Genomic DNA, 18,698 nt, shown 5'->3' with positions numbered 1-18,698 from the left:
CCGCGGTCGCGCGCGGCGCCTCGCGCGCGGGTCCGGGCCCGGCCTCGGGCACGGTGTCGGTGCGGGTGGTCATGACGGTCTCTTTCGCGGGAGGTCCTCGGGCGGTGCTCGGGTGGTGCCCGGGCGGCCGGCCGGCGCAGGTGCCGGCCGGCCGCCCGGGACGGGCGGTTCCGCTCAGCTGTCGAGCAGGTCCGCCTTGCCGTCCACGTAGGCGGACTCGAGGCCGTCGAGCACCTCGGTCGGCGACTTCGACTGGTTGATGAGGGACTGGAGCTCGCTGACGATCACGTCGTAGTAGCCGGGCACGGGCCAGTCGGGGTAGAACGCGAGGCCGTCGTCGTCGAGGATCGCCTGGAAGTTCTCGGTGAGCTGCTGCGTGCGCTCGTCCGTGATGACGGACGCGTCACCGGCGACGGGCAGGCCGCCCTTCTCCGCGAGGATGTTCTGCACCTCGGGACGCAGCGTGACGTCGATGAACTCCTCGGCGAGGTCGGGCGAGTCCGCGTTCGCGGGGACGACCCACAGGTTGCCGGACGAGCCGACCTGGAGCGTGTTGCCGGGGAAGTTGAACTGGCCCCAGTCGGCGTCCATCTCCTCGACGATGCGGCCGAACCACCACGAGCCGGAGACCATCATCGGGTAGGTGCCGTTGATGAACGAGACGCCCATGTCCTCCGCGGTGAGCGCCGCGGAGTCGGACGCGACGTAGCCGTCCTTGATCCAGGAGTCGAGCGTCTCGGTCGCCTGCGTCATCTCGGGACCGTGGAAGTCGGGGTCGCCGTCGAAGAGCTGGTACTGGTCGATGAAGTCCCGGTCCGAGTTCGCGAGCACGAGCTCGTACCAGAGCTGGCCCATCGGGTACTCGGCACCGGCCTCGGCGAGCGGCGTCACGCCCTGGGCCTTGAAGGCCTGCATGACGGTCTCGAGCTCCTCGAGCGTCGTCGGCACCTCGAGCCCGTACTGGGCGAACATGTCCTTGTTGTAGTAGACCTGCACGAACTCGCCGTAGTTCGGGACGCCGTACCACTCGCCCGAGCCCATGAGGCCCTGGTCGTCGTAGGTCGCGGTCGTCTGGAGCGAGCCGCTGAGCTTCTCGTCCCAGCCGCGCTCGGTCGCCGCGTCGGTGAGCGGGGTCAGCAGGCCCTGCGCGGCGAGCTGGCCGGCGGTCGCGTTGCCCTTGTTGTACTCCATGACGTCCGGCACGTCGTCGCCGGTGAGGACGATCTTGGCGTTCTTCTGGATCTGCTCGAACGTCTGCTTCTCGACGACGACGTCGACGTCCGGGTTCTCCTCCTCGAAGATCTCGATCGCCTTGGCCCAGGCCTGGCCCATGGCCGAGTCCTCGTTCTCGTAGTGCCAGATCGTCAGGGTCTGGTCGTCGGACCCGCCGCTGCCGCCGGAGCTCCCGCACGCCCCGAGGGCGAGTGGGAGCGCTGCCACGGCAGCGACGAGCGAGATCTTCCGGGATCGCAGCATGTGCGTGTCCTCCTCATCGAGTTCCGGCGGGGGCCGGAGGGCGGCCGGGCGTCGCCCGGCCGGTCGGTGTTCAGCGAGCCGCGGGCTCGGGGTCGTCGTCCGGTGCCCGGCCGGCCGCGGGGGCGACGCTGCTGCCGGGCTCGAGGACGCACGGGATGAGCACGTTCGGTGTGCTCGGACGGGAGCCGTCCACGAGGGACAGCAGCTTCTGCACGCCCAGGCGGCCGAGCTCGGCCCCGGGGGCGTGCATGGTGGTGAGCGGCGGGTTGCTCATCTCCCCGACGCCGGGCGACGTGACGATCGACAGGATCGACATGTCGCCGGGGATCGCGACGCCGCGCTGCTGGAGCTCGGCCACGACGCCGAACGTCGCGATCTCGTTCATGGTGACGAACGCCGTGAGGCGGGGCTCGCGCGCGAGCAGCGTCGCGACGGCGTCACGGCCCGCGCTCGGCGACTCGTCGACGCGCAGCGCGACCGGCTCGAGCCCGCGACGGCGCATCGCCGCCTCGAAGCCCTCCTCGGCGCGGAACGTCGGCGCGTAGCCGTCGTCCGCCGTCGCCTGCGAGTGGTTGACGAGCGCCACGTGGCGGTGCCCGAGGTCCACGAGGTGCTGGACCGCGTCGTCCGTCGTGCGCTCGAAGTCGATGTCGACCGACGGCCGGTCGGACACGTCGCGCGTCCGGCCGATCATCGTGTACGGGACGCCGGCCTCGTGCAGCACGTCGACCCGCGCGTCGTCGAGCGCGACCTCCATGAGCAGGACGCCGTCCGCCATCCCCTGGCGCACGAGGTCGCGGACCTCGGGCGCCTGGGTCGTGCGGAAGGGCCACAGGACCAGGTGGTAACCGTTCTCGCGCGCGGTCTCCGCCGCCGACGAGACGAACTCCGCGACCGTGCCGCCGAGGCCCTTCTCCATCGCGGGGTAGATGAGGGCGAGCACGTGGCTGCGGCGGGACGCGAGGCCGCGGGCCATCGCGTTGGGCTGGTAGCCGAGCTCGGCCATGGCGTCCTCGATGCGCCGACGCGTGGCGTCGGAGACCGGACGCGTGCCGGACAGCGCGTACGAGACCGTGCTCAGCGAGACCTGCGCGCGTCGCGCCACGTCCTGCATCGTCGCCATCCTCACCACTCCCCTGTGGTCCGGTCCCGCGCCTCGGCCGTCGAAGCGCTTCGTCGAAACGCATCGTCGAAGCGCTTCGATTTTACGAGTATTGGTTGAACAAATGGCTGGCGTCAAGTCCGTCGGGCAAGAGCACGCTCTCTCGTTCTTGCTGCGCGCCCCGACCTGCGACGACGTCCGGACGCGCACGAGCCGCCGGGCGGCAGGACCGCCCGGCGGCTCGATCGGTCACCGGCGGGCCCGGGGTCAGGCGGAGAGGTCGACGCCCTCCCCGCCGCGCAGCACCTCGCGCACGCGCAGGTCGCCGTCCGTCACGACGACGTCGGCACGCAGCCCCGCGACCAGCCCGCCGCGGTCGTCGAGGCCGAGCACGCCGGCCGGGGTCCACGACGCCGCGCGGACCGCGTCGACGAGCGGCACCCCCGCCTCGACCGTCTCGCGCACGACGTCGAGCAGGTGGTACGTGCCGCCGGCGATGGCCCCGCCGTCGGTGAGGCGCGCGACGCCGTGCGCGACCGTGACGCGCATCGGACCGAGCTCGTACGCGCCGTCCGCCATGCCGGCCGCGGCCATCGCGTCCGTGACGAGCGCGACGGCGTCCGGCCCGGCCACCGCGCCGTCCGCCCCCACGTGCGGGCCGACGAGCTCGACGACGCTCCGGATCGTGCCGTGCGCGAGGTGGGTGCCGTCGGCGACGAGCTCGACGACCATCTCGCCGCGCGCGGCCGCCGCGAGGCACGCGGCCACGGGCCCCGGCTCGCGGTGGTGCAGCGGGCGCATCCCGTTGAACAGGTGCGTCGCGGTCAGCCGCGCGCCCGGCCGGCCCGCCGCGGCGAACGCCGCGACGCCCGCGGCGATCGCCGCCTCGGTCTGCTCGGTCGTCGCGTCCGTGTGCCCGATCGAAGGCACGGCGCCGACCTCGACGAGCGTCTCGATCACTCCCCCGGGCCCGACGACGCCCGGCACCTCGGGCGCGACCGTCATGGTGCGCAGGTGCCCGCGCGCCGCGGCAGCGATCGCCCGGACGAGCTCCGGGTCGCCGTCGAGCATGTCGTGCGGGTTCTGGGCTCCGCACCGCACCTCCGAGAGGAACGGGCCCTCGAGGTGGATGCCGACGATCTCGCCCGCCTCCGCGAGGTCGGCGAGCGTCGCCGCGCGGGCGAGCAGAACGTCGCGCGGCGCGGTCACGAGCGACGCGACGAGGCTCGTGGTGCCGTGCCGCAGGTGCTCGCGCGCCCCGCCGAGCGCCTCGGCCGCGCTCGTCGCGTCGGGGAAGCTCGACCCGCCGCCGCCGTGGTCGTGCACGTCCACCAGGCCCGGGAGCAGGGTCACCCCGTCCCCGGCGGGCACGTCGGGGAACCCGGCGGCCGCCGCCTCCGAGCGCGGGCCGACCCACGCGACGAGTCCGTCACGGACGGCCACGACGCCGTCGTCGAGCACCCCGTCCGGGGTGACGACGCGACCCGCGAGGACGCGCGCGGTGCCGGGCTGTTGGTCGGGACGAGGGCTGCGGACGGCGTCGGTCATGGGGCCATTCTGGCGCACTTCGTACACCCGGCGTGCAAACCTCTCGGGTCAGCCGTCGGCCGCCTCGAGGAGCCGTCGCGCACCCCGTCCGAGGTGCAGCGCGAACAGCCGTTGGAACGTCGGCACGGCGAACGAGAACGGTCGCACCCACCACAGCACGGGGCGGCTGAAGACGTCGATGCGCCACCACAGGTCTCCGGCGTCGTCGCGCTCGACGGCGAACCGCTCCTCCCCCACGAACGCGTGGCCCGGGAGCGTCCCGTAGGCGAAGCCCACGCGTTGCTCGGTGCGCTCGACCCACACGACCTCGCACGGCTCGTACAGCCTCAGGCGCCCGACACCGAGCAAAGTCGTGACCCGCACCCCCGGGGCTGCCTCCGCGGCGTCCGTCTCGAGCCGCACGCGTGCCGCGGCGTGCACCTGCCACGTGAGGAGCTGCTCGCCCAGCCGGGCGAGGTCCTCGGGCGGCCGGGCGCGGTCGGTGAGGCGGCGCCGCACGTGCAGGTGCCGGTACCCGGCGGGCCAGCGGTCCGTGCGCGTCGCCCCGACCTCGGGATAGGTGAACGTCATGCCGTGCTCCTCTCGGCCCCCGGGCGGGGGCTCGTCGGGTCCGGGTCCCCTGCCGGGGACGGGGTCGTGCCGTCACGGGCGAGCAGCCGGACGCCGAGCAGCGCGCACAGCACGAAGCCGAGCGCGTTCCCGACCCCGTGCGTCGCGGCCATGACGTCGAGGCTCGGGTGCGCGAACCCGAAGGCCTCGCCCCCCGCCCACCACAGCGCGAGCACCATCGACGCGCTCACGACGACGGCCGCCGTGCCGAGCAGCGCCCGGGCCGCGGCTGGCCGTCCGCCGCGGCGCGCGAGCGACCGCACGACGGCGGCCGCCGTCGCCCACAGCGCGAGCGTGAGGACGACCGCCCCGACGAGCTCGGCGACGTCGCCCACGAAGTACCCGACGAGGACGAGCACCGTCCCGGCCGGGACGCCCCAGGCGCCCGCGGTCGCGAGCCGGTCGCCCGGGGCGAGCCGCGCGACCGCGCCGGCGACGAGCGCCGCCCCGAAGCCCGCGTAGAGCATGTGCGGCACCGTGAGGGCGAGGTACGTGCCGGAGAACCCGAGCAGACCCCACTCCGCGCGCTCGGCGACGAGCGCGCTCGCCCCGACCGCGGGCAGCACGAGCGCGGTCACGGTCGCGGCCCGGCTCGCGAGGTCGACGCGCGGCGGCACGTCGCCCAGGCCGGCACGGGGCACGACGGCGTGCGCGCGCCCCGGGCGGGCGGGAGGCGCCACGTCGCGCAGCGTGCCCACGGCGAGGCGGATGCCCGCCCCGAGCAGCACGGCGGACGCGAGCACGAAGGGCAGCGTCAGCACGACGGCCAGCCTGCTGTGCGGCAGCAGGAGGCTCACGACGGCGGCGGCGCCGGCGAGCGGCCAGGCGGCGCTGCGCGGCGCCGGGACGACCTGCCGCCCGAGGAGCCGGAGGCCGAGCGGGAGCACGACCACCGCGCCGAGCGCCACGAGCAGCCCGACGACCGCCTCCCCCGCCGGGCTCACGACGGCACCCCGCGGGTCGGGGCCGGCGCCGAGACGTCCTGGGCGAGGCGCAGGGCGTCGTCGACCACGCCGCGGGCGACCGGGAGGCGTGCCAGCCGGACGAGGTTGCCGACGAGCGTCGCGCCGCCGTCGACGAGGCGGCGCGTGCGCGCGAACCCCGGCGAGGAGTCGTAGACCCAGAAGAGCGTGATGCCGAGCTGCGCCAGCCAGAGCAGCTCCGGCAGGCGCGCCCGGAGGTGCGCCGGGACGCGCGACGACGTCCCCGCCACGACCTCCTCGAAGAGGTCGCGCGAGAGGTCGCGCGCGTCGGTCGACGCGGCCGAGAACGGGCTCGCGTCGGAGCCCGGACGGATCGCGACCGAGATGAACTCCGCGCCGAACGTGTGGAAGGGGGCGAACGCGTCGATCGCCGCGCCCCACACGCCGCGCAGCCGGTCGGCGAGCGACCCGCCCGCCGCGAGGACCGGGGCGGCGAGCGCGGCGTGCTCGCGCTGCACGTCGAGGTAGAGCTCCTGGACGAGCGCGTCCTTGGACGGGAAGTGGTAGTAAGCGTTCCCCGTGCTCACGCCCGCCTCCGCCGCGACGGCGCGCATCGTCGTGCGCTCGTAACCGACGTCGCGCAGCATCCGGATCGCGACGTCGCGCAGGTGCGCGCGGGTCCGCTCGGACTTCGGCGTCGCGCTCATGCGTCAGGGCCCTTTTTGAACATGTTCAAAAACTACCACGGCACGATCCCGTCCCGTGCGGTGCGGTGACGGCGCGCGCCGAGTGGCCATCTGCTGCTGTCAGCCGCCGAGCAGGCGGTCCTGGCGGGACGAACAGGCGGTGGTGGCTCGTCCGGGGGCAGGAAGGCCACGACCGCCCGCTCGGCGGTGGGACGGGCGTCAGAAGAGACGCGAGTCGACGTCGTCGACGCCGCGCATCGCGTCGTAGTCGAGCACGAGGCAGCCGATGCCGCGGTCGGTCGCGAGCACGCGCGCCTGCGGCTTGATCTCCTGCGCGGCGAACACGCCGCGCACGGGCGCGAGCAGCGGGTCGCGGTTGAGCAGCTCGAGGTAGCGCGTGAGCTGCTCGACGCCGTCGATGTCGCCCCGGCGCTTGATCTCGACCGCGACCGTCGCGCCGAGCGGGTCCTTGGCGAGGATGTCGACGGGACCGATCGCCGTCGGGTACTCGCGGCGCACGAGGGTGTGGCCCGAGCCGAGCAGCTCGATCTGCGCGGCCAGCATCTCCTGGAGGTGCGCCTCGACGCCGTCCTTGACGAGCCCCGGGTCGACGCCGAGCTCGTGCGAGCTGTCGTGCTGCACCTCGTGCAGCTCGATCTCCAGCCGGTCGTCGCTCTTCGCGTGCTGGACGGCCCAGACCTCCGTGACGCCGCGCTCGCGCGCCTCGTCGGAGGGCGCGCGCACCGCGAGCGAGCACGGCGGGCTCATCCAGTTCAGCGGCTTGTACGACCCGCCGTCCGAGTGCAGCAGCACGCTCCCGTCGGCCTTGACGATGAGCACGCGCGTCGCGAGCGGCAGGTGGGCGGACAGGCGGCCCGTGTAGCGGGCGGAGCAGCGGGCGACGACGAGGCGCATGAGGCGGGTACTCCGGGTCGGTGGTGGGCGGTCCGGTCACGGCGTCTGCCCCGGGCGACGCCTCAGACGACGACGTCGCGCCGCCCCGGAGGCGCGGCCTCCAGCCAGGAGGCGAGGCCCTCGTAGGCGGCCCGCGACATCGTGAGCTCGAAGTCCTGGCCGCGGTAGCGGCAGCGGACGAGGTAGGTGTCGGACTCCTCGCCGGCGAGCGGCTCGCGGCCCGCGATGACGAGGTCGTAGCGCGACCAGGTGCGGGCGGGCCGCAGCGACACGGACCACAGCCGCCACCAGTCGATGCGGCCGACGCCGTAGTGCGCGATGCCCGCGACCCAGGGGGCCCCGGGGGCGCCCGCGCGCCGCGCGCCGCACTCGAACGAGCCGACGCGGTGCGACAGGGCGCGCAGACGCCACACCCCCAGCCCGATCGCGACAAGGACGAGGACGAGCAGTCCGAGCGCGATCCAGGCCAGAGGCGTCATGGTCGGGCGGAGGTCAGCGGGCCGGTACGGACTCGACGGAGTCCGCCACGATCGTGACCTGGTTCGAGTCGACGGAGAGGAACCCGCCGGAGACGCGGACCTCGAGGGACTCCCCCTCGCCCGCGATGCGTACCGAGCCCTCCTGCAGCACGGAGAGCAGCGGCGAGTGGTCCGCGAGGATGCCGATCTCGCCGTCCGCCGCGGGGGCCGTGACCCGCTGCGCGCGGCCCGACCAGATCTTGCGGTCCGCCGCCACGAGGTCGACGTTCAGCTGTGCCACGGGAACTCCTTCATGGGCGGTTCATGCCCGGTGTGCTGTCCGGGACGACGCCCGGTCCGCGTGCGGCGGACCGGGTCGGGAGCGACGCCCACGGGGCCGGGCCGTCCGGCCCGGCCCCGTGCGAGCGTCGGGTCAGGCGCCGTACTCCTTCTGGATGCGGGCCCAGTTGCGCTCGAGGTCCTCGAGGCCACCGATGTTGTAGAAGGCCTGCTCGGAGATGTGGTCGAACTCGCCGTCGGCGATCTTCTTGAACGCCTCGATGGTCTCGCTCAGCGGGACCGTCGAGCCCACGACGCCGGTGAACTTCTCGGCCATGTAGGTGTTCTGGGAGAGGAACTGCTGGATGCGGCGCGCACGCGCGACGACCGTCTTGTCCTCCTCCGAGAGCTCGTCCACACCGAGGATCGCGATGATGTCCTGGAGCTCCTTGTTGCGCTGCAGGATCGACTTCACGCGCGTCGCGACGTCGTAGTGCTCCTGGCCCACGTAGCGCGGGTCGAGGATGCGGCTCGTCGAGGCGAGCGGGTCCACCGCGGGGTACAGACCGCGCGAGGCGATCTCACGGGAGAGCTCGGTCGTCGCGTCGAGGTGCGCGAACGTCGTCGCCGGCGCCGGGTCGGTGTAGTCGTCCGCCGGGACGTAGATCGCCTGGAGCGACGTGATCGAGTGACCACGCGTCGAGGTGATGCGCTCCTGGAGCAGACCCATCTCGTCGGCGAGGTTCGGCTGGTAGCCGACCGCGGACGGCATGCGCCCGAGCAGCGTCGACACCTCGGAACCCGCCTGCGTGAAGCGGAAGATGTTGTCGATGAACAGGAGGACGTCCTGCTTCTTCACGTCGCGGAAGTACTCCGCCATGGTCAGCGCGGAGAGCGCGACGCGAAGACGCGTGCCCGGGGGCTCGTCCATCTGGCCGAAGACGAGGGCGGTCTTGTCGAAGACGCCCGCGTCCTCCATCTCGTGGATGAGGTCGTTGCCCTCACGCGTGCGCTCGCCGACGCCGGCGAACACCGAGACACCGCCGTGGTCCTGCGCGACGCGCTGGATCATCTCCTGGATGAGGACCGTCTTGCCGACGCCCGCACCACCGAAGAGGCCGATCTTCCCACCCTGTACGTACGGGGTGAGGAGGTCGATGACCTTGATGCCCGTCTCGAACATCGTGGTCTTCGACTCGAGCTGGTCGAACGCCGGGGGCTTGCGGTGGATCGGCCAGCGCTCGGTGATCTCGATCGTCTCGCCGGGCTCGGCGTTGAGGACGTCGCCCGTGACGTTGAAGACCTTGCCCTTGGTGACGTCGCCGACGGGGACGCTGATCGGGGCGCCCGTGTCGGTGACCTGCGCGCCGCGGACGAGGCCGTCCGTCGGCTTGAGGGCGATCGCACGGATGAGCGAGTCGCCCAGGTGCTGGGCGACCTCGAGCGTGAGCGTGAACGACTTCTCGCCCTCGCCCTGCGACGACAGGTCGATGTCGACGGTCAGCGCGTTGTAGATGTCGGGGATGGCGTCCGCCGGGAACTCGATGTCCACGACGGGGCCGATCACACGAGCGACTCGGCCCACGCCGGGACCGCTGGAGTGCTCGACCTGTGCTTCCACGGTGGTGGCGGTCATTGCTGGCCTCGCTTCGCAGTGCCGGAGTGGTCCCCGGCGGGTTCGGTCAGGATGTCGGTGATGGTGCTGGCCGCGCGGGCCTCGCGGCCCGTCATGACGCCGCCAGGGCGTCGGCACCCGAGACGATCTCGCTGATCTCCTGGGTGATGTCCGCCTGGCGCGCCTGGTTCGCGAGCCGCGTGTAGTTGCGGATGAGGTCCTCCGCGTTGTCTGTCGCGGTGTGCATCGCCCGCTGCCGCGCCGCGAGCTCGGACGCCGCCGCCTCGAGGAGGCAGCTGAAGATCCGGCTGCGGACGTAGCGCGGGAGCAGCGCGTCGAGCACCGCCTCCGGCGAGGGCTCGAAGTCGTACAGCGGGAGCACGTCGTGCTTGCCGGCGGGGGCGACGCCCTCGACGACCTCGAGCGGGAGCATCCGCACGACGCGGGGGCGCTGCGTGACCATGTTGACGAACTGCGTGTAGACGATGTGCAGCTCGCTCACGCCGCCCTCGGCGGCCGGCGCGAGGAACGCACCGAGCAGAGTCTCGGCGATCTCGCCCGCGACCTCCGCGTTCGGGGCGTCCGACCCGTACGACCACGTGCCCGCGAGCTCGCGCCCACGGAACGTGTAGTACTGGATCGCCCGACGGCCGGCCGCGTAGAGCGCGACCTCCTTGCCCTCGGCGGCGAGCCGCTCCACGAGGCGCTCCGTCTCGCGGATGATCGACGCCGAGTAGGCGCCGGCCATGCCGCGGTCGGACGCGACGACGAGCACCGCGACCCGGTTGGTGTCCGTGCGCTCGCTCGTCAGCGGGTGCTGCGTCGTCGTGTGCGTCGCGACGGCCGACACCGCCCGGGTGATCGCCCGGGCGTACGGCGCCGCGGCCGCGGTGCGGTCGCGGGCCTTGCCGATGCGCGACGCGGCGATGAGCTCCTGCGCGCGGAACATCTTCTTGAGCGACTGCGTCGACTTGATCCGCTGCTTGTAGACGCGCTGGGATCCGGCCATGCTCAGGCCCTCTTCTGCCGGACGATCTGCTCCTGCTCGATCTCCGTCTCGGTCTCGTCCTCGGTGTCGCCGCCGACGAGCGGCGTGCCGTCACCCTTGAGGAAGCCGGCACGGAAGGCGTCGACCGCCTCCGAGAGCTGCGCCTCGGTCGCGTCCTCGAGCTTGCCCGTCTCGACGATCGTCGAGAAGACGTCCGTGTTGCGGCGCAGGTGGTCGAGCATCTCGGACTCGAAGCGGCGCACGTCCTCGACGGGGACGTCGTCGAGCTTGCCCTTGGTGCCGGCCCAGATCGACGCGACCTGCTCCTCGACCGGGAACGGCGAGTACTGGCCCTGCTTGAGCAGCTCCATGAGGACCGCTCCACGCTGGAGCTGGCCCCGCGACGCCGCGTCGAGGTCGGACGCGAACATCGCGAACGCCTCGAGCGAGCGGTACTGCGCGAGCTCGAGCTTCAGCGTGCCCGAGACCTTCTTCATCGCCTTGACCTGGGCGTCACCACCGACGCGGGACACCGAGATGCCGACGTCGACGGCCGGACGCTGGTCCGCGTTGAAGAGGTCGGACTGGAGGAAGATCTGCCCGTCCGTGATGGAGATGACGTTCGTCGGGATGTACGCCGAGACGTCGTTCGCCTTCGTCTCGATGACCGGCAGACCCGTCATCGAGCCCGCGCCCAGCTCGTCCGAGAGCTTCGCGCAACGCTCGAGGAGGCGGGAGTGCAGGTAGAAGACGTCACCGGGGTACGCCTCGCGGCCCGGCGGGCGGCGCAGCAGCAGCGACACCGCGCGGTACGCCTCGGCCTGCTTCGACAGGTCGTCGAACACGATGAGGACGTGCTTGCCGCCGTACATCCAGTGCTGGCCGATGGCCGAGCCGGTGTAGGGGGCGAGGTACTTGAAGCCCGCCGGGTCGGACGCCGGAGCCGCGACGATCGTCGTGTACTCGAGCGCGCCGGCCTCCTCGAGGGCGCCGCGGACCGACGCGATCGTCGAGCCCTTCTGGCCGATGGCGACGTAGATGCAGCGGACCTGCTTGGTCGGGTCGCCCGACTCCCAGTTCGCCTTCTGGTTGATGATCGTGTCGATCGCGATCGCCGTCTTGCCCGTCTGGCGGTCACCGATGATCAGCTGACGCTGACCGCGGCCGATCGGGATCATCGAGTCGATCGCCTTGAGGCCCGTCTGGAGGGGCTCGTGGACCGACTTGCGCGCCATGACGCCGGGCGCCTGGAGCTCGAGGGCGCGGCGGCCCTCCGTCGCGACCTCGCCGAGGCCGTCGATCGGGTTGCCCAGCGGGTCGACGACGCGACCGAGGTAGCCGTCACCGACCGGGACGGAGAGGACCTCGCCCGTGCGACGGACCTCCTGCCCCTCCTCGATGCCGGTGAACTCGCCGAGCACGACGACACCGATCTCGCGGACGTCGAGGTTGAGGGCGAGACCGAGGGTCCCGTCCTCGAAGCGCAGCAGCTCGTTGGCCATCGCGCCCGGGAGACCCTCGACCTGGGCGATGCCGTCGGCGGCCAGGGTGACCCGGCCCACCTCCTCGGACACGGCGCCCTCGGGCTCGTAGGACTTCACGAAGCTGTCCAGAGCGGCCCGGATCTCCTCCGGCCGGATCGTCAGCTCAGCCATTGCTCTTCTCCTGTCGTGGCCGCACCTCGTGGTTCGGGTGCGGTCGAACGTTTGTCGGTTGTGCGGCCGGTGGCCGGCAGGACGGTCGTCGGTCGGAAGGGTGGGCCGGTCAGCTCACGAGACGTCGGCGCGCGTCGGCCAGCCGGGCCAGCACCGTGGAGTCCACGACGTCGGCACCGACCTGGACGCGCATCCCGCCGAGGACGGCGGGGTCGACCGTGACGTTGAGCTGCACGGCACGCCCGTAGGCCCGCTCGAGCAGCGCCGAGAGGCGGTCGAGCTGTGCCTGCGTGAGCACCGTCGCCGACGTCACGGAGGCGACGAGCCGCTGCCGACGCTCGGCCGCGACCTCACCGATCCAGCCCAGCGTCGGGACGAACCGGCGCCCGCGCAGCGCGCGCGTCGCGTGGACCGCGAGCACCTCGGTCGCACGGTCGGCCTTCCCGCCGAGCAGCGCGTGCACGAAGGCGGCGCGACGCTCGGGGTCGATCGTGTCGTCGGAGAGGATCTGCCGCGCCTCGCGCTGCCCGACGAGCGCGCGCGACGTCCGGAAGAGCTCGTCCTCGACCTGCTCGAGCGCACCACGGGACTGGGCGGACGCGAGGACCGCCTCCAGGCCGAGGCGCTCGGTCGCGTCCGCGAGGTCGCTCTCGCGCGACCACCGCGACCGGACGAGGCCGGCCATGAGGTCGACGACGCGCTCGTCGAAGCCCGACGCGAGGACGGCCGTGACCAGCGCCGCCTTGTCCGCACCGGAGCGGGACGGGTCCGCGAGCGAGCGCCGCAGCGGCGCCGACTCGTCGAGCGCCGCCGTGACCGCGAAGAGCTGCTCGCCGAGCGCGAGCGCGCTCTCGCCCGCCGAGCGCAGGACCGGCTCGAACCGGTCCCGCGCCTGCGTCAGGGACTCGCCGCTCGTTCCGCGCATCAGCGCTCCTCGGTGCCGGGACCGGTGCCCGCCGCGCTCGCCGCCGCGGGACCCGCGGCCTCGAGCTCGTCGAGGAAGCGGTCGACGACGCGGCTCTGGCGTGCCGAGTCGGCGAGCGACTCGCCCACGATCTTGGAGGCGAGCTCCGTGGCGAGCAGACCGACGTCGTTGCGCAGCGAGACCGCGGCCTGCTGGCGCTCGGCCTCGATCTGGCGGTGCGCCGTCTCGACGATGCGCGCGGCGTCGTCGGACGCCTTGGCCCGCAGGTCGGAGACGATCGCCGAGCCCTCGGCGCGCGCCTCCTCACGGATCTTCGCCGCCTCGGTGCGTGCCTCCTGGAGCTGCTGGTGGTACTCCGCCAGCGCCGCCGCGGCCTCGGCCTGGGCGGACTCCGCCTTGGCCAGACCGCCCTCGATCTTCGCGGTGCGCTCGTCCAGGACCGCCTGGAACTTCGGCAGGACCGCCTTGTAGAAGACGACCGCGATGATGACGAGGACGACGGCCGACCACAGGATGTCGTAGCCGGCGGGGAGGAACAGGTCGATGCCTGCCGGCTCCTCGCCGGTCTCCGCCGCGAGGGTGAGCGCGGCGTCAGCCAGCGCCGTCATCACTGGAAGAGGAAGCCGGCGACGAGCCCGAGCAGCGCGAGCAGCTCGACGAACGCGACACCGAGGAACATGGTGGCGCGGAGCTGGCCGGCGACCTCAGGCTGGCGGGCCATGCCCTCGACGGTCTTGCCGATGAGGATGCCGAGGCCGATGCCCGGGCCGATCGCGGCGATGCCGTAGCCGATCGTGTTGATGCTGCCGGAGACCTCGGCGAGGGTGGTGACGTCCACGTGTGCTCGTTCCTTCCGTTGGGCGCCCGACCGGTCGGCCGGGCGTCACATTGAGTGGTGCGTGATGGGAGAGGGTCGGTCGGGGCGCGCGGTGCGGCCTCGGGTCAGTGCTCCTCTTCGAGCGCGATGTTCAGGTACACCGACGCGAGGAGCGCGAAGATGTAGGCCTGCAGGGCCGCGACGAGGAGCTCGAAGAGCGTGAAGATCAGCCCGCCGGCGAGCGTCAGGACGCCGAAGGCCTTCATCGCGGGGACCGCCTCGAAGACGAAGTACTGCGTCGCGGCGAAGCACAGGACCAGCATGATGTGGCCGGCGACCATGTTGGCGACGAGACGGATCGCGAGCGAGGCCGGCCGGATGATGAGGATCTGGAGCAGCTCGATCGGGGTGACGATCAGGTAGATCGGCGCCGGGATCCCCGGGGGGAAGAGGCTGTTCTTGAGGTAGCCGCCGAGGCCGTGCGCCTTGATGCCCACGGCCCAGTAGGTGACGAGCACCCACAGCGCGAGCAGGAAGGGCAGGCCCATGCGGGCGGTACCGGCCATGTTGAGGCCGGGGATGATGCCCGTGAGGTTGAAGGCGAGGACCGCGAAGAAGATCGTCGTGATCATCGGCACGAAGCGCTTGGCGTGCTCCTTGCCCATGATCTCCTCGACGATCTGGACCCGGACGAAGTCCAGCATCATCTCGATCGCGTTCTGGAAGCGCCCGGGGACCAGGCGCGCCCGACGCGCGGCGACGACGAAGATCGCGAGGAGGACGATCGTGGCCACGATCCGGACGATCCAGATCCGGTCGATCTGGAAGATGGTGCCCTCGAAGAGGATCGCCGGCGGGAAGAAGTCGGCGATGGACGGCGCGTGGAAGCCACCTTCGCTCTCGGATGCAGCGAGGAGCACGGGGGTCGCAAGCGTGGACAGGGTGGACTCCCAATGGTCGTGTGGTCCGGGCAGCCGTCACCCGTGGGTGGGCACGCCGTCGGACCTGGCCGTCATGGATTCGCCAGTAGCCTAACGTATGGATCCGCGTGCTCTCGCCGTTCCCGGCCGCTTGTGACATTTTGCTCATGCTGCGGGACGAGGGTCCCTCCCCCCGCGCGGCGGCCCCGTGGTACGTCGGCGGCGCGCCGGTCGTACGTCAGCGCGCCGCGGGGTCGACGTACGGGATCCGTCCCCTGCTCACGGCCCGGTAGTCGAGCGCGGCGGAACCGATCACGCCGACGAGCAGCACCCCGGCGAACACCCACCGGTCGTAGAAGTCCATGCCGCGCAGCACGACGAGGACGGCGATGAGCACCACCATCTTGCCGAGCCAGCTCGCCATGACGATCGCGGCCGTCGTCGTCGGGCTGGAGTCGACGGTGCGCAGCATCGTCCAGACCGTGGTCGCGGAGAAGATCAGGGCGACGCCCACGCCCAGGAGCGCGCCCCAGACGCCTGGCAGCCCCGCGACGAGCGCACCGACGGCGACGCCGAGCACGGTCAGCGCGCCGAGCAGCACCAGCACGTCGCGCAGGGCGGTGCGGAACACCGCACGCACGGCGCGGCCGTGCGCGCCGATCGTCTGCTCGACGGCGCCCTCGGTCGCCGCGCCCTCCGGCCTGGCGTCCGGTCGGTCGTCCGGGCGGGCGGGCTCGGGCTGGCTCGTCGTCATCTCAGGGCTTCCTTCGGCGGGGTGGGGACGGCGGACGACGCGGCCGGGTCGCTGGGCCCGGGCGCGGAGGAGGTGGGGGGCGCGAGGACCGGCGGGACGTCGACCACCGCGGCGGCGTCGTCGTCGAGGAACCGCCCGCGCGTGCGCAGCGGTCCGAGCGTGAGGAGCGCCGCGGCGACGACGGCCGCCGTGAGCCCTGCGGCGACGCCGTGCCAGTGCCACTGGACCAGCGCGACGGCGGCGAACGCGAACACGGCCGTCCACACGTAGAGGATGAGCACGGCGCGCCGGTGCGAGTGCCCGATCGCGAGCATCCGGTGGTGCAGGTGCATGCGGTCCGGGTGGAACGGGGACTTGCCGCGCGCGACGCGGCGCACGACCGCCATGGCCATGTCGAGCAGCGGCAGGAGGATCACCGCGAGCGGCAGGAGGAGCGGGATGAACGCCGGGATCTGCTGCGCCCCGGAGAGCGTGGTCGTGTCGACCCGGCCCGTCACGACGATCGCCGCGGCGGAGAACACGAGGCCGAGGACCATCGAGCCCGAGTCCCCCATGAAGATCCGGGCGGGATGGAAGTTGTGCGGCAGGAACCCGACGCAGATGCCGACGAGGGCCGCGATGACGAGGGTCGCGAGGCTCGAGTAGTCGTCGGCGCTCGCCTTCTGCGTGAGCACGTACGAGTAGAGGAAGAACGCGGCGCCCCCGATCGCGACGAGGCCGGCCGCGAGGCCGTCGAGGCCGTCCACGAAGTTCACGGCGTTCATGGCCACCACGACCACGAGGATCGTGGCGACGAGCTGGAGGCGCGAGGACCAGATGAGCTGCTGCTCCCCGATGGGGATGGGCAGCGTGAACAGCACGACGCCCTGGCTCGCCATGAGCCCGGCCGCGAGCACCTGGCCCGCGAGCTTGGTCATCCAGTCGAGGTCCCAGATGTCGTCGGCGATGCCGAGCAGGCAGACGATCGCCGCGGCGCCGACGATCCCCCAGATCCGGGCGTCGGCGACCATCTGCCCCGCGACCTCGCCGACGAAGACGCTCTCGAGGAAGGGCATCTGCGACGCGAAGACGACCGCCACCACCAGCCCCAGCAGCATCGCGAGACCGCCGAGCCGGGGGGTCGGGATCGTGTGGACGTCGCGGTCGCGCACCGCCGTGATGGCGCCCGTGCGCAGCGCGACCCAGCGCGCGAAGGGTGTCGCGAGGAACGTCACCGCGGCGGCGACGAGCATCACGAGCAGGTAGACCCTCACCCGCCGTTCGCCTCCGGCTCCCCGGCGTCGCCGGAGCCTCGGGTCTCGGCGGGCGCGTCGGAGACGGCAGCCTCGGCGGGCACCGTCTCCGGCGGCTCCGGGGCCGCGTCCGCGGCCGGCTCGTCGTCGGGGCCGAGGACGGGCGCGACCTCGCGCAGCTGCTCGAGCGTCACGGCCCCCTGCCGCACGACGCGCAGCGCGCCGGACGTCGCGTCGACGATCGTGGACGCCACTCCCCCGGGCGCCGTCCCGCCGTCGAGGTAGACGCCGACGGCGCTGCCGAGCTGCTCGCGCGCGTCGTCGACGTGCAGCGCGGCGGGGCGACCCGTCGCGTTCGCGGACGACACGGCGAGGGGCCCGGTGCGGCGCAGGAGCGCGAGCGCGGCCGGGTGGTCGGGCATGCGCAGCGCGACCGTGCCGTGCGTCTCGCCGAGGTCCCACGCGAGCGACGGCTGGGCCCGCAGGATGATCGTGAACCCGCCGGGCCAGAACGCCTCGACGAGGCGGCGCGCGTCGTCGGGCACGTCGGTGGCGAGGCCGTCGAGCGTGCGCGCGTCGGGGACGAGGACCGGGGGCGGCATGTGCCGCCCGCGGCCCTTAGCGGCGAGCAGCGCGGACACCGCCTCGGCGTCGAAGGCGTCGGCGCCGATGCCGTAGACGGTGTCGGTGGGCAGCACGACGAGGCCACCGCGGGAGATCGCGTTGACCGCCTCGTCGATGCCGGCGCCCCAGGTGTTCGGGTCGGTCACGGGGTGGACGGAGCTCACGGGTCCATCCTTCCACGCCCGTGCGGCGACCCCGGGTCACCGGTGGCACCGGCTCGTCGTGCCACGACCATGCGGTCGCGGCCCGTGAGGTCCGTCAGGGTGCGCACCTCGACGAACGCGTCCGCGGCGCGGGCGGCCGCGCGCACGTCGGCGGCCTGCACCTCCGCGTGCTCCATGACGAACAGGCCGCCGGGCCGCAGCAGGCGCGCGGCGGCGCGCACGACGGCGCGCGGCACCTCCAGCCCGTCGGCGCCGCGACCGTAGAGCGCCAGGTCGGGGTCGTGGTCGCGGACCTCGGGGTCGACCGGCACCGCGTCCGGCGGGATGTACGGCGGGTTCGACACGACGACGTCGACCGTCCCGTCGAGCTCGGCGAGCAGGGCCGGGTCGCCCACGTCGCCGACGAGCGTGCGCTGGGTGCCCGACCCCACGCGCGCGGCGTTCGCCGTCGTCGCGCGGACGGCGTCGGGCGAGAGGTCGACCGCGACGACGCGCGAGCCCGGCACCTCGACGTCGACGCTGATCCCGATGACGCCCGACCCGCAGCACAGGTCCACGACGAGCGGCGGCCGGTCCGCGCGGCCCGGGTCGCCGAGGAGCCGTGCCGCCTCGTCGATCGCGACCTGCGCGACCGTCTCCGTCTCCGGGCGGGGCACGAAGACGTCGTCGAGCACCTCGACCGTGACGTGCCGGAACACGGTGTGCCCGACGATGCGCTGGAGCGGCTCACGCCCTCGTCGGCGCTCCACCGCGTCCGCGAAGTCGGCGAGGAAGCGGTCGGTCGCGCCCGTCGGGAGCGCGGGGGCGAGCGGGGCGTCGCCCGCGGGGAGCCGGTACCACTCGAGGCGCGGCAGGCCGAGGCTCCAGGCCGCGAGGGCCTCCGCGTCGTGGCGCGCGGACGGGACGCCGGCCTCCACGAGGATCCCCTCGGCGGCCCGCACCGCGCGCCGCAGGTCGTCCGCGGTGAGCGCGGCGGGCACGGACCGCTCGGTGCGCGCGTCGCCCATC

Annotated in this window: 20 protein-coding genes; all 20 read right to left on the bottom strand. The window is 73.1% G+C overall.

All coding sequences use genetic code 11. The annotated features are described in order from the left end of the window. Positions 1-174 precede the first annotated feature (174 nt). The 20 genes from MT994_RS17245 to prmC all read right to left on the bottom strand — a co-directional run bounded on the left by MT994_RS17245 (position 175) and on the right by prmC (position 18,697). Positions 175-1,476: an extracellular solute-binding protein gene (locus tag MT994_RS17245; RefSeq protein WP_086150758.1), complete on the bottom strand. Its 1,302-nt coding sequence runs from the start codon at positions 1,474-1,476 to the stop codon at positions 175-177. Between the two features lie 70 nt (positions 1,477-1,546). Then, positions 1,547-2,590, bottom strand: coding sequence for a LacI family DNA-binding transcriptional regulator (locus tag MT994_RS17240; protein WP_198285596.1), 1,044 nt, complete (start codon positions 2,588-2,590; stop codon positions 1,547-1,549). Positions 2,591-2,845: 255 nt separating this feature from the next. Beyond that, positions 2,846-4,126 (bottom strand): amidohydrolase family protein, encoded by a 1,281-nt coding sequence (locus tag MT994_RS17235; RefSeq protein ID WP_354807224.1) that lies wholly within the window; start codon positions 4,124-4,126, stop codon positions 2,846-2,848. A gap of 48 nt (positions 4,127-4,174) precedes the next feature. Then, entirely contained in the window at positions 4,175-4,696 is a 522-nt protein-coding gene (locus MT994_RS17230; RefSeq protein WP_354807223.1) for a DUF1990 domain-containing protein, read from the bottom strand. Beyond that, complete coding sequence (locus MT994_RS17225) at positions 4,693-5,679, bottom strand: YndJ family transporter (RefSeq protein WP_354807222.1); 987 nt, start codon at positions 5,677-5,679, stop codon at positions 4,693-4,695. Before MT994_RS17225 ends, MT994_RS17230 begins: the two co-directional genes overlap by 4 nt. Beyond that, positions 5,676-6,365: a TetR family transcriptional regulator gene (locus tag MT994_RS17220; protein WP_354807221.1), complete on the bottom strand. Its 690-nt coding sequence runs from the start codon at positions 6,363-6,365 to the stop codon at positions 5,676-5,678. Before MT994_RS17220 ends, MT994_RS17225 begins: the two co-directional genes overlap by 4 nt. Before the next feature lie 198 nt (positions 6,366-6,563). Next, positions 6,564-7,259, bottom strand: a complete 696-nt coding sequence (gene nucS, locus MT994_RS17215) for an endonuclease NucS (protein ID WP_021480889.1) — start codon at positions 7,257-7,259, stop codon at positions 6,564-6,566. Positions 7,260-7,321: 62 nt separating this feature from the next. After that, the gene (locus MT994_RS17210) at positions 7,322-7,738 is read right to left on the bottom strand and encodes a DUF2550 domain-containing protein (RefSeq protein WP_021480888.1); all 417 of its coding nucleotides are present in this window, start codon (positions 7,736-7,738) and stop codon (positions 7,322-7,324) included. 13 nt (positions 7,739-7,751) lie between these two features. Further along, positions 7,752-8,018, bottom strand: coding sequence for a F0F1 ATP synthase subunit epsilon (locus MT994_RS17205; RefSeq protein WP_021480887.1), 267 nt, complete (start codon positions 8,016-8,018; stop codon positions 7,752-7,754). Positions 8,019-8,150: 132 nt separating this feature from the next. Next, positions 8,151-9,632 carry a F0F1 ATP synthase subunit beta gene (atpD, locus tag MT994_RS17200; protein ID WP_021480886.1) on the bottom strand — a complete coding sequence of 494 codons (1,482 nt, stop codon included), beginning with the start codon at positions 9,630-9,632 and terminating at the stop codon, positions 8,151-8,153. Between the two features lie 91 nt (positions 9,633-9,723). Continuing rightward, positions 9,724-10,620: a F0F1 ATP synthase subunit gamma gene (locus tag MT994_RS17195; RefSeq protein WP_021480884.1), complete on the bottom strand. Its 897-nt coding sequence runs from the start codon at positions 10,618-10,620 to the stop codon at positions 9,724-9,726. Between the two features lie 2 nt (positions 10,621-10,622). Then, positions 10,623-12,254: a F0F1 ATP synthase subunit alpha gene (atpA, locus tag MT994_RS17190; RefSeq protein WP_034653508.1), complete on the bottom strand. Its 1,632-nt coding sequence runs from the start codon at positions 12,252-12,254 to the stop codon at positions 10,623-10,625. A gap of 109 nt (positions 12,255-12,363) precedes the next feature. Beyond that, positions 12,364-13,179: a F0F1 ATP synthase subunit delta gene (locus tag MT994_RS17185; protein WP_043655661.1), complete on the bottom strand. Its 816-nt coding sequence runs from the start codon at positions 13,177-13,179 to the stop codon at positions 12,364-12,366. Further along, positions 13,179-13,787 (bottom strand): F0F1 ATP synthase subunit B, encoded by a 609-nt coding sequence (locus MT994_RS17180; protein ID WP_034653505.1) that lies wholly within the window; start codon positions 13,785-13,787, stop codon positions 13,179-13,181. Before MT994_RS17180 ends, MT994_RS17185 begins: the two co-directional genes overlap by 1 nt. Beyond that, positions 13,787-14,017 carry an ATP synthase F0 subunit C gene (locus MT994_RS17175; RefSeq protein WP_021482769.1) on the bottom strand — a complete coding sequence of 77 codons (231 nt, stop codon included), beginning with the start codon at positions 14,015-14,017 and terminating at the stop codon, positions 13,787-13,789. The genes MT994_RS17180 and MT994_RS17175 overlap by 1 nt, the downstream gene beginning before the upstream one ends. 104 nt (positions 14,018-14,121) lie before the next feature. Beyond that, positions 14,122-14,916: a F0F1 ATP synthase subunit A gene (gene atpB, locus MT994_RS17170; protein WP_021482770.1), complete on the bottom strand. Its 795-nt coding sequence runs from the start codon at positions 14,914-14,916 to the stop codon at positions 14,122-14,124. Between the two features lie 238 nt (positions 14,917-15,154). Then, entirely contained in the window at positions 15,155-15,670 is a 516-nt protein-coding gene (locus MT994_RS17165; RefSeq protein WP_228074545.1) for a hypothetical protein, read from the bottom strand. Then, entirely contained in the window at positions 15,667-16,923 is a 1,257-nt protein-coding gene (locus MT994_RS17160; RefSeq protein WP_194521023.1) for an MraY family glycosyltransferase, read from the bottom strand. Before MT994_RS17160 ends, MT994_RS17165 begins: the two co-directional genes overlap by 4 nt. Beyond that, a complete protein-coding gene (locus tag MT994_RS17155) occupies positions 16,920-17,690 on the bottom strand; it encodes an L-threonylcarbamoyladenylate synthase (protein WP_085387554.1) in 771 nt (256 codons plus the stop codon). The genes MT994_RS17160 and MT994_RS17155 overlap by 4 nt, the downstream gene beginning before the upstream one ends. Further along, positions 17,687-18,697, bottom strand: coding sequence for a peptide chain release factor N(5)-glutamine methyltransferase (gene prmC, locus MT994_RS17150; protein WP_144722696.1), 1,011 nt, complete (start codon positions 18,695-18,697; stop codon positions 17,687-17,689). Before prmC ends, MT994_RS17155 begins: the two co-directional genes overlap by 4 nt. Between the last annotated feature and the right edge of the window lies 1 nt (position 18,698).

The organism is Cellulosimicrobium sp. MI9406 (genome assembly GCF_040595865.1).
Classification (GTDB): Bacteria; Actinomycetota; Actinomycetes; order Actinomycetales; family Cellulomonadaceae; genus Cellulosimicrobium; species Cellulosimicrobium funkei.
Note: the sequence above shows the minus strand (reverse complement) of the source record. Positions and strands in the feature narration are given on the sequence as shown.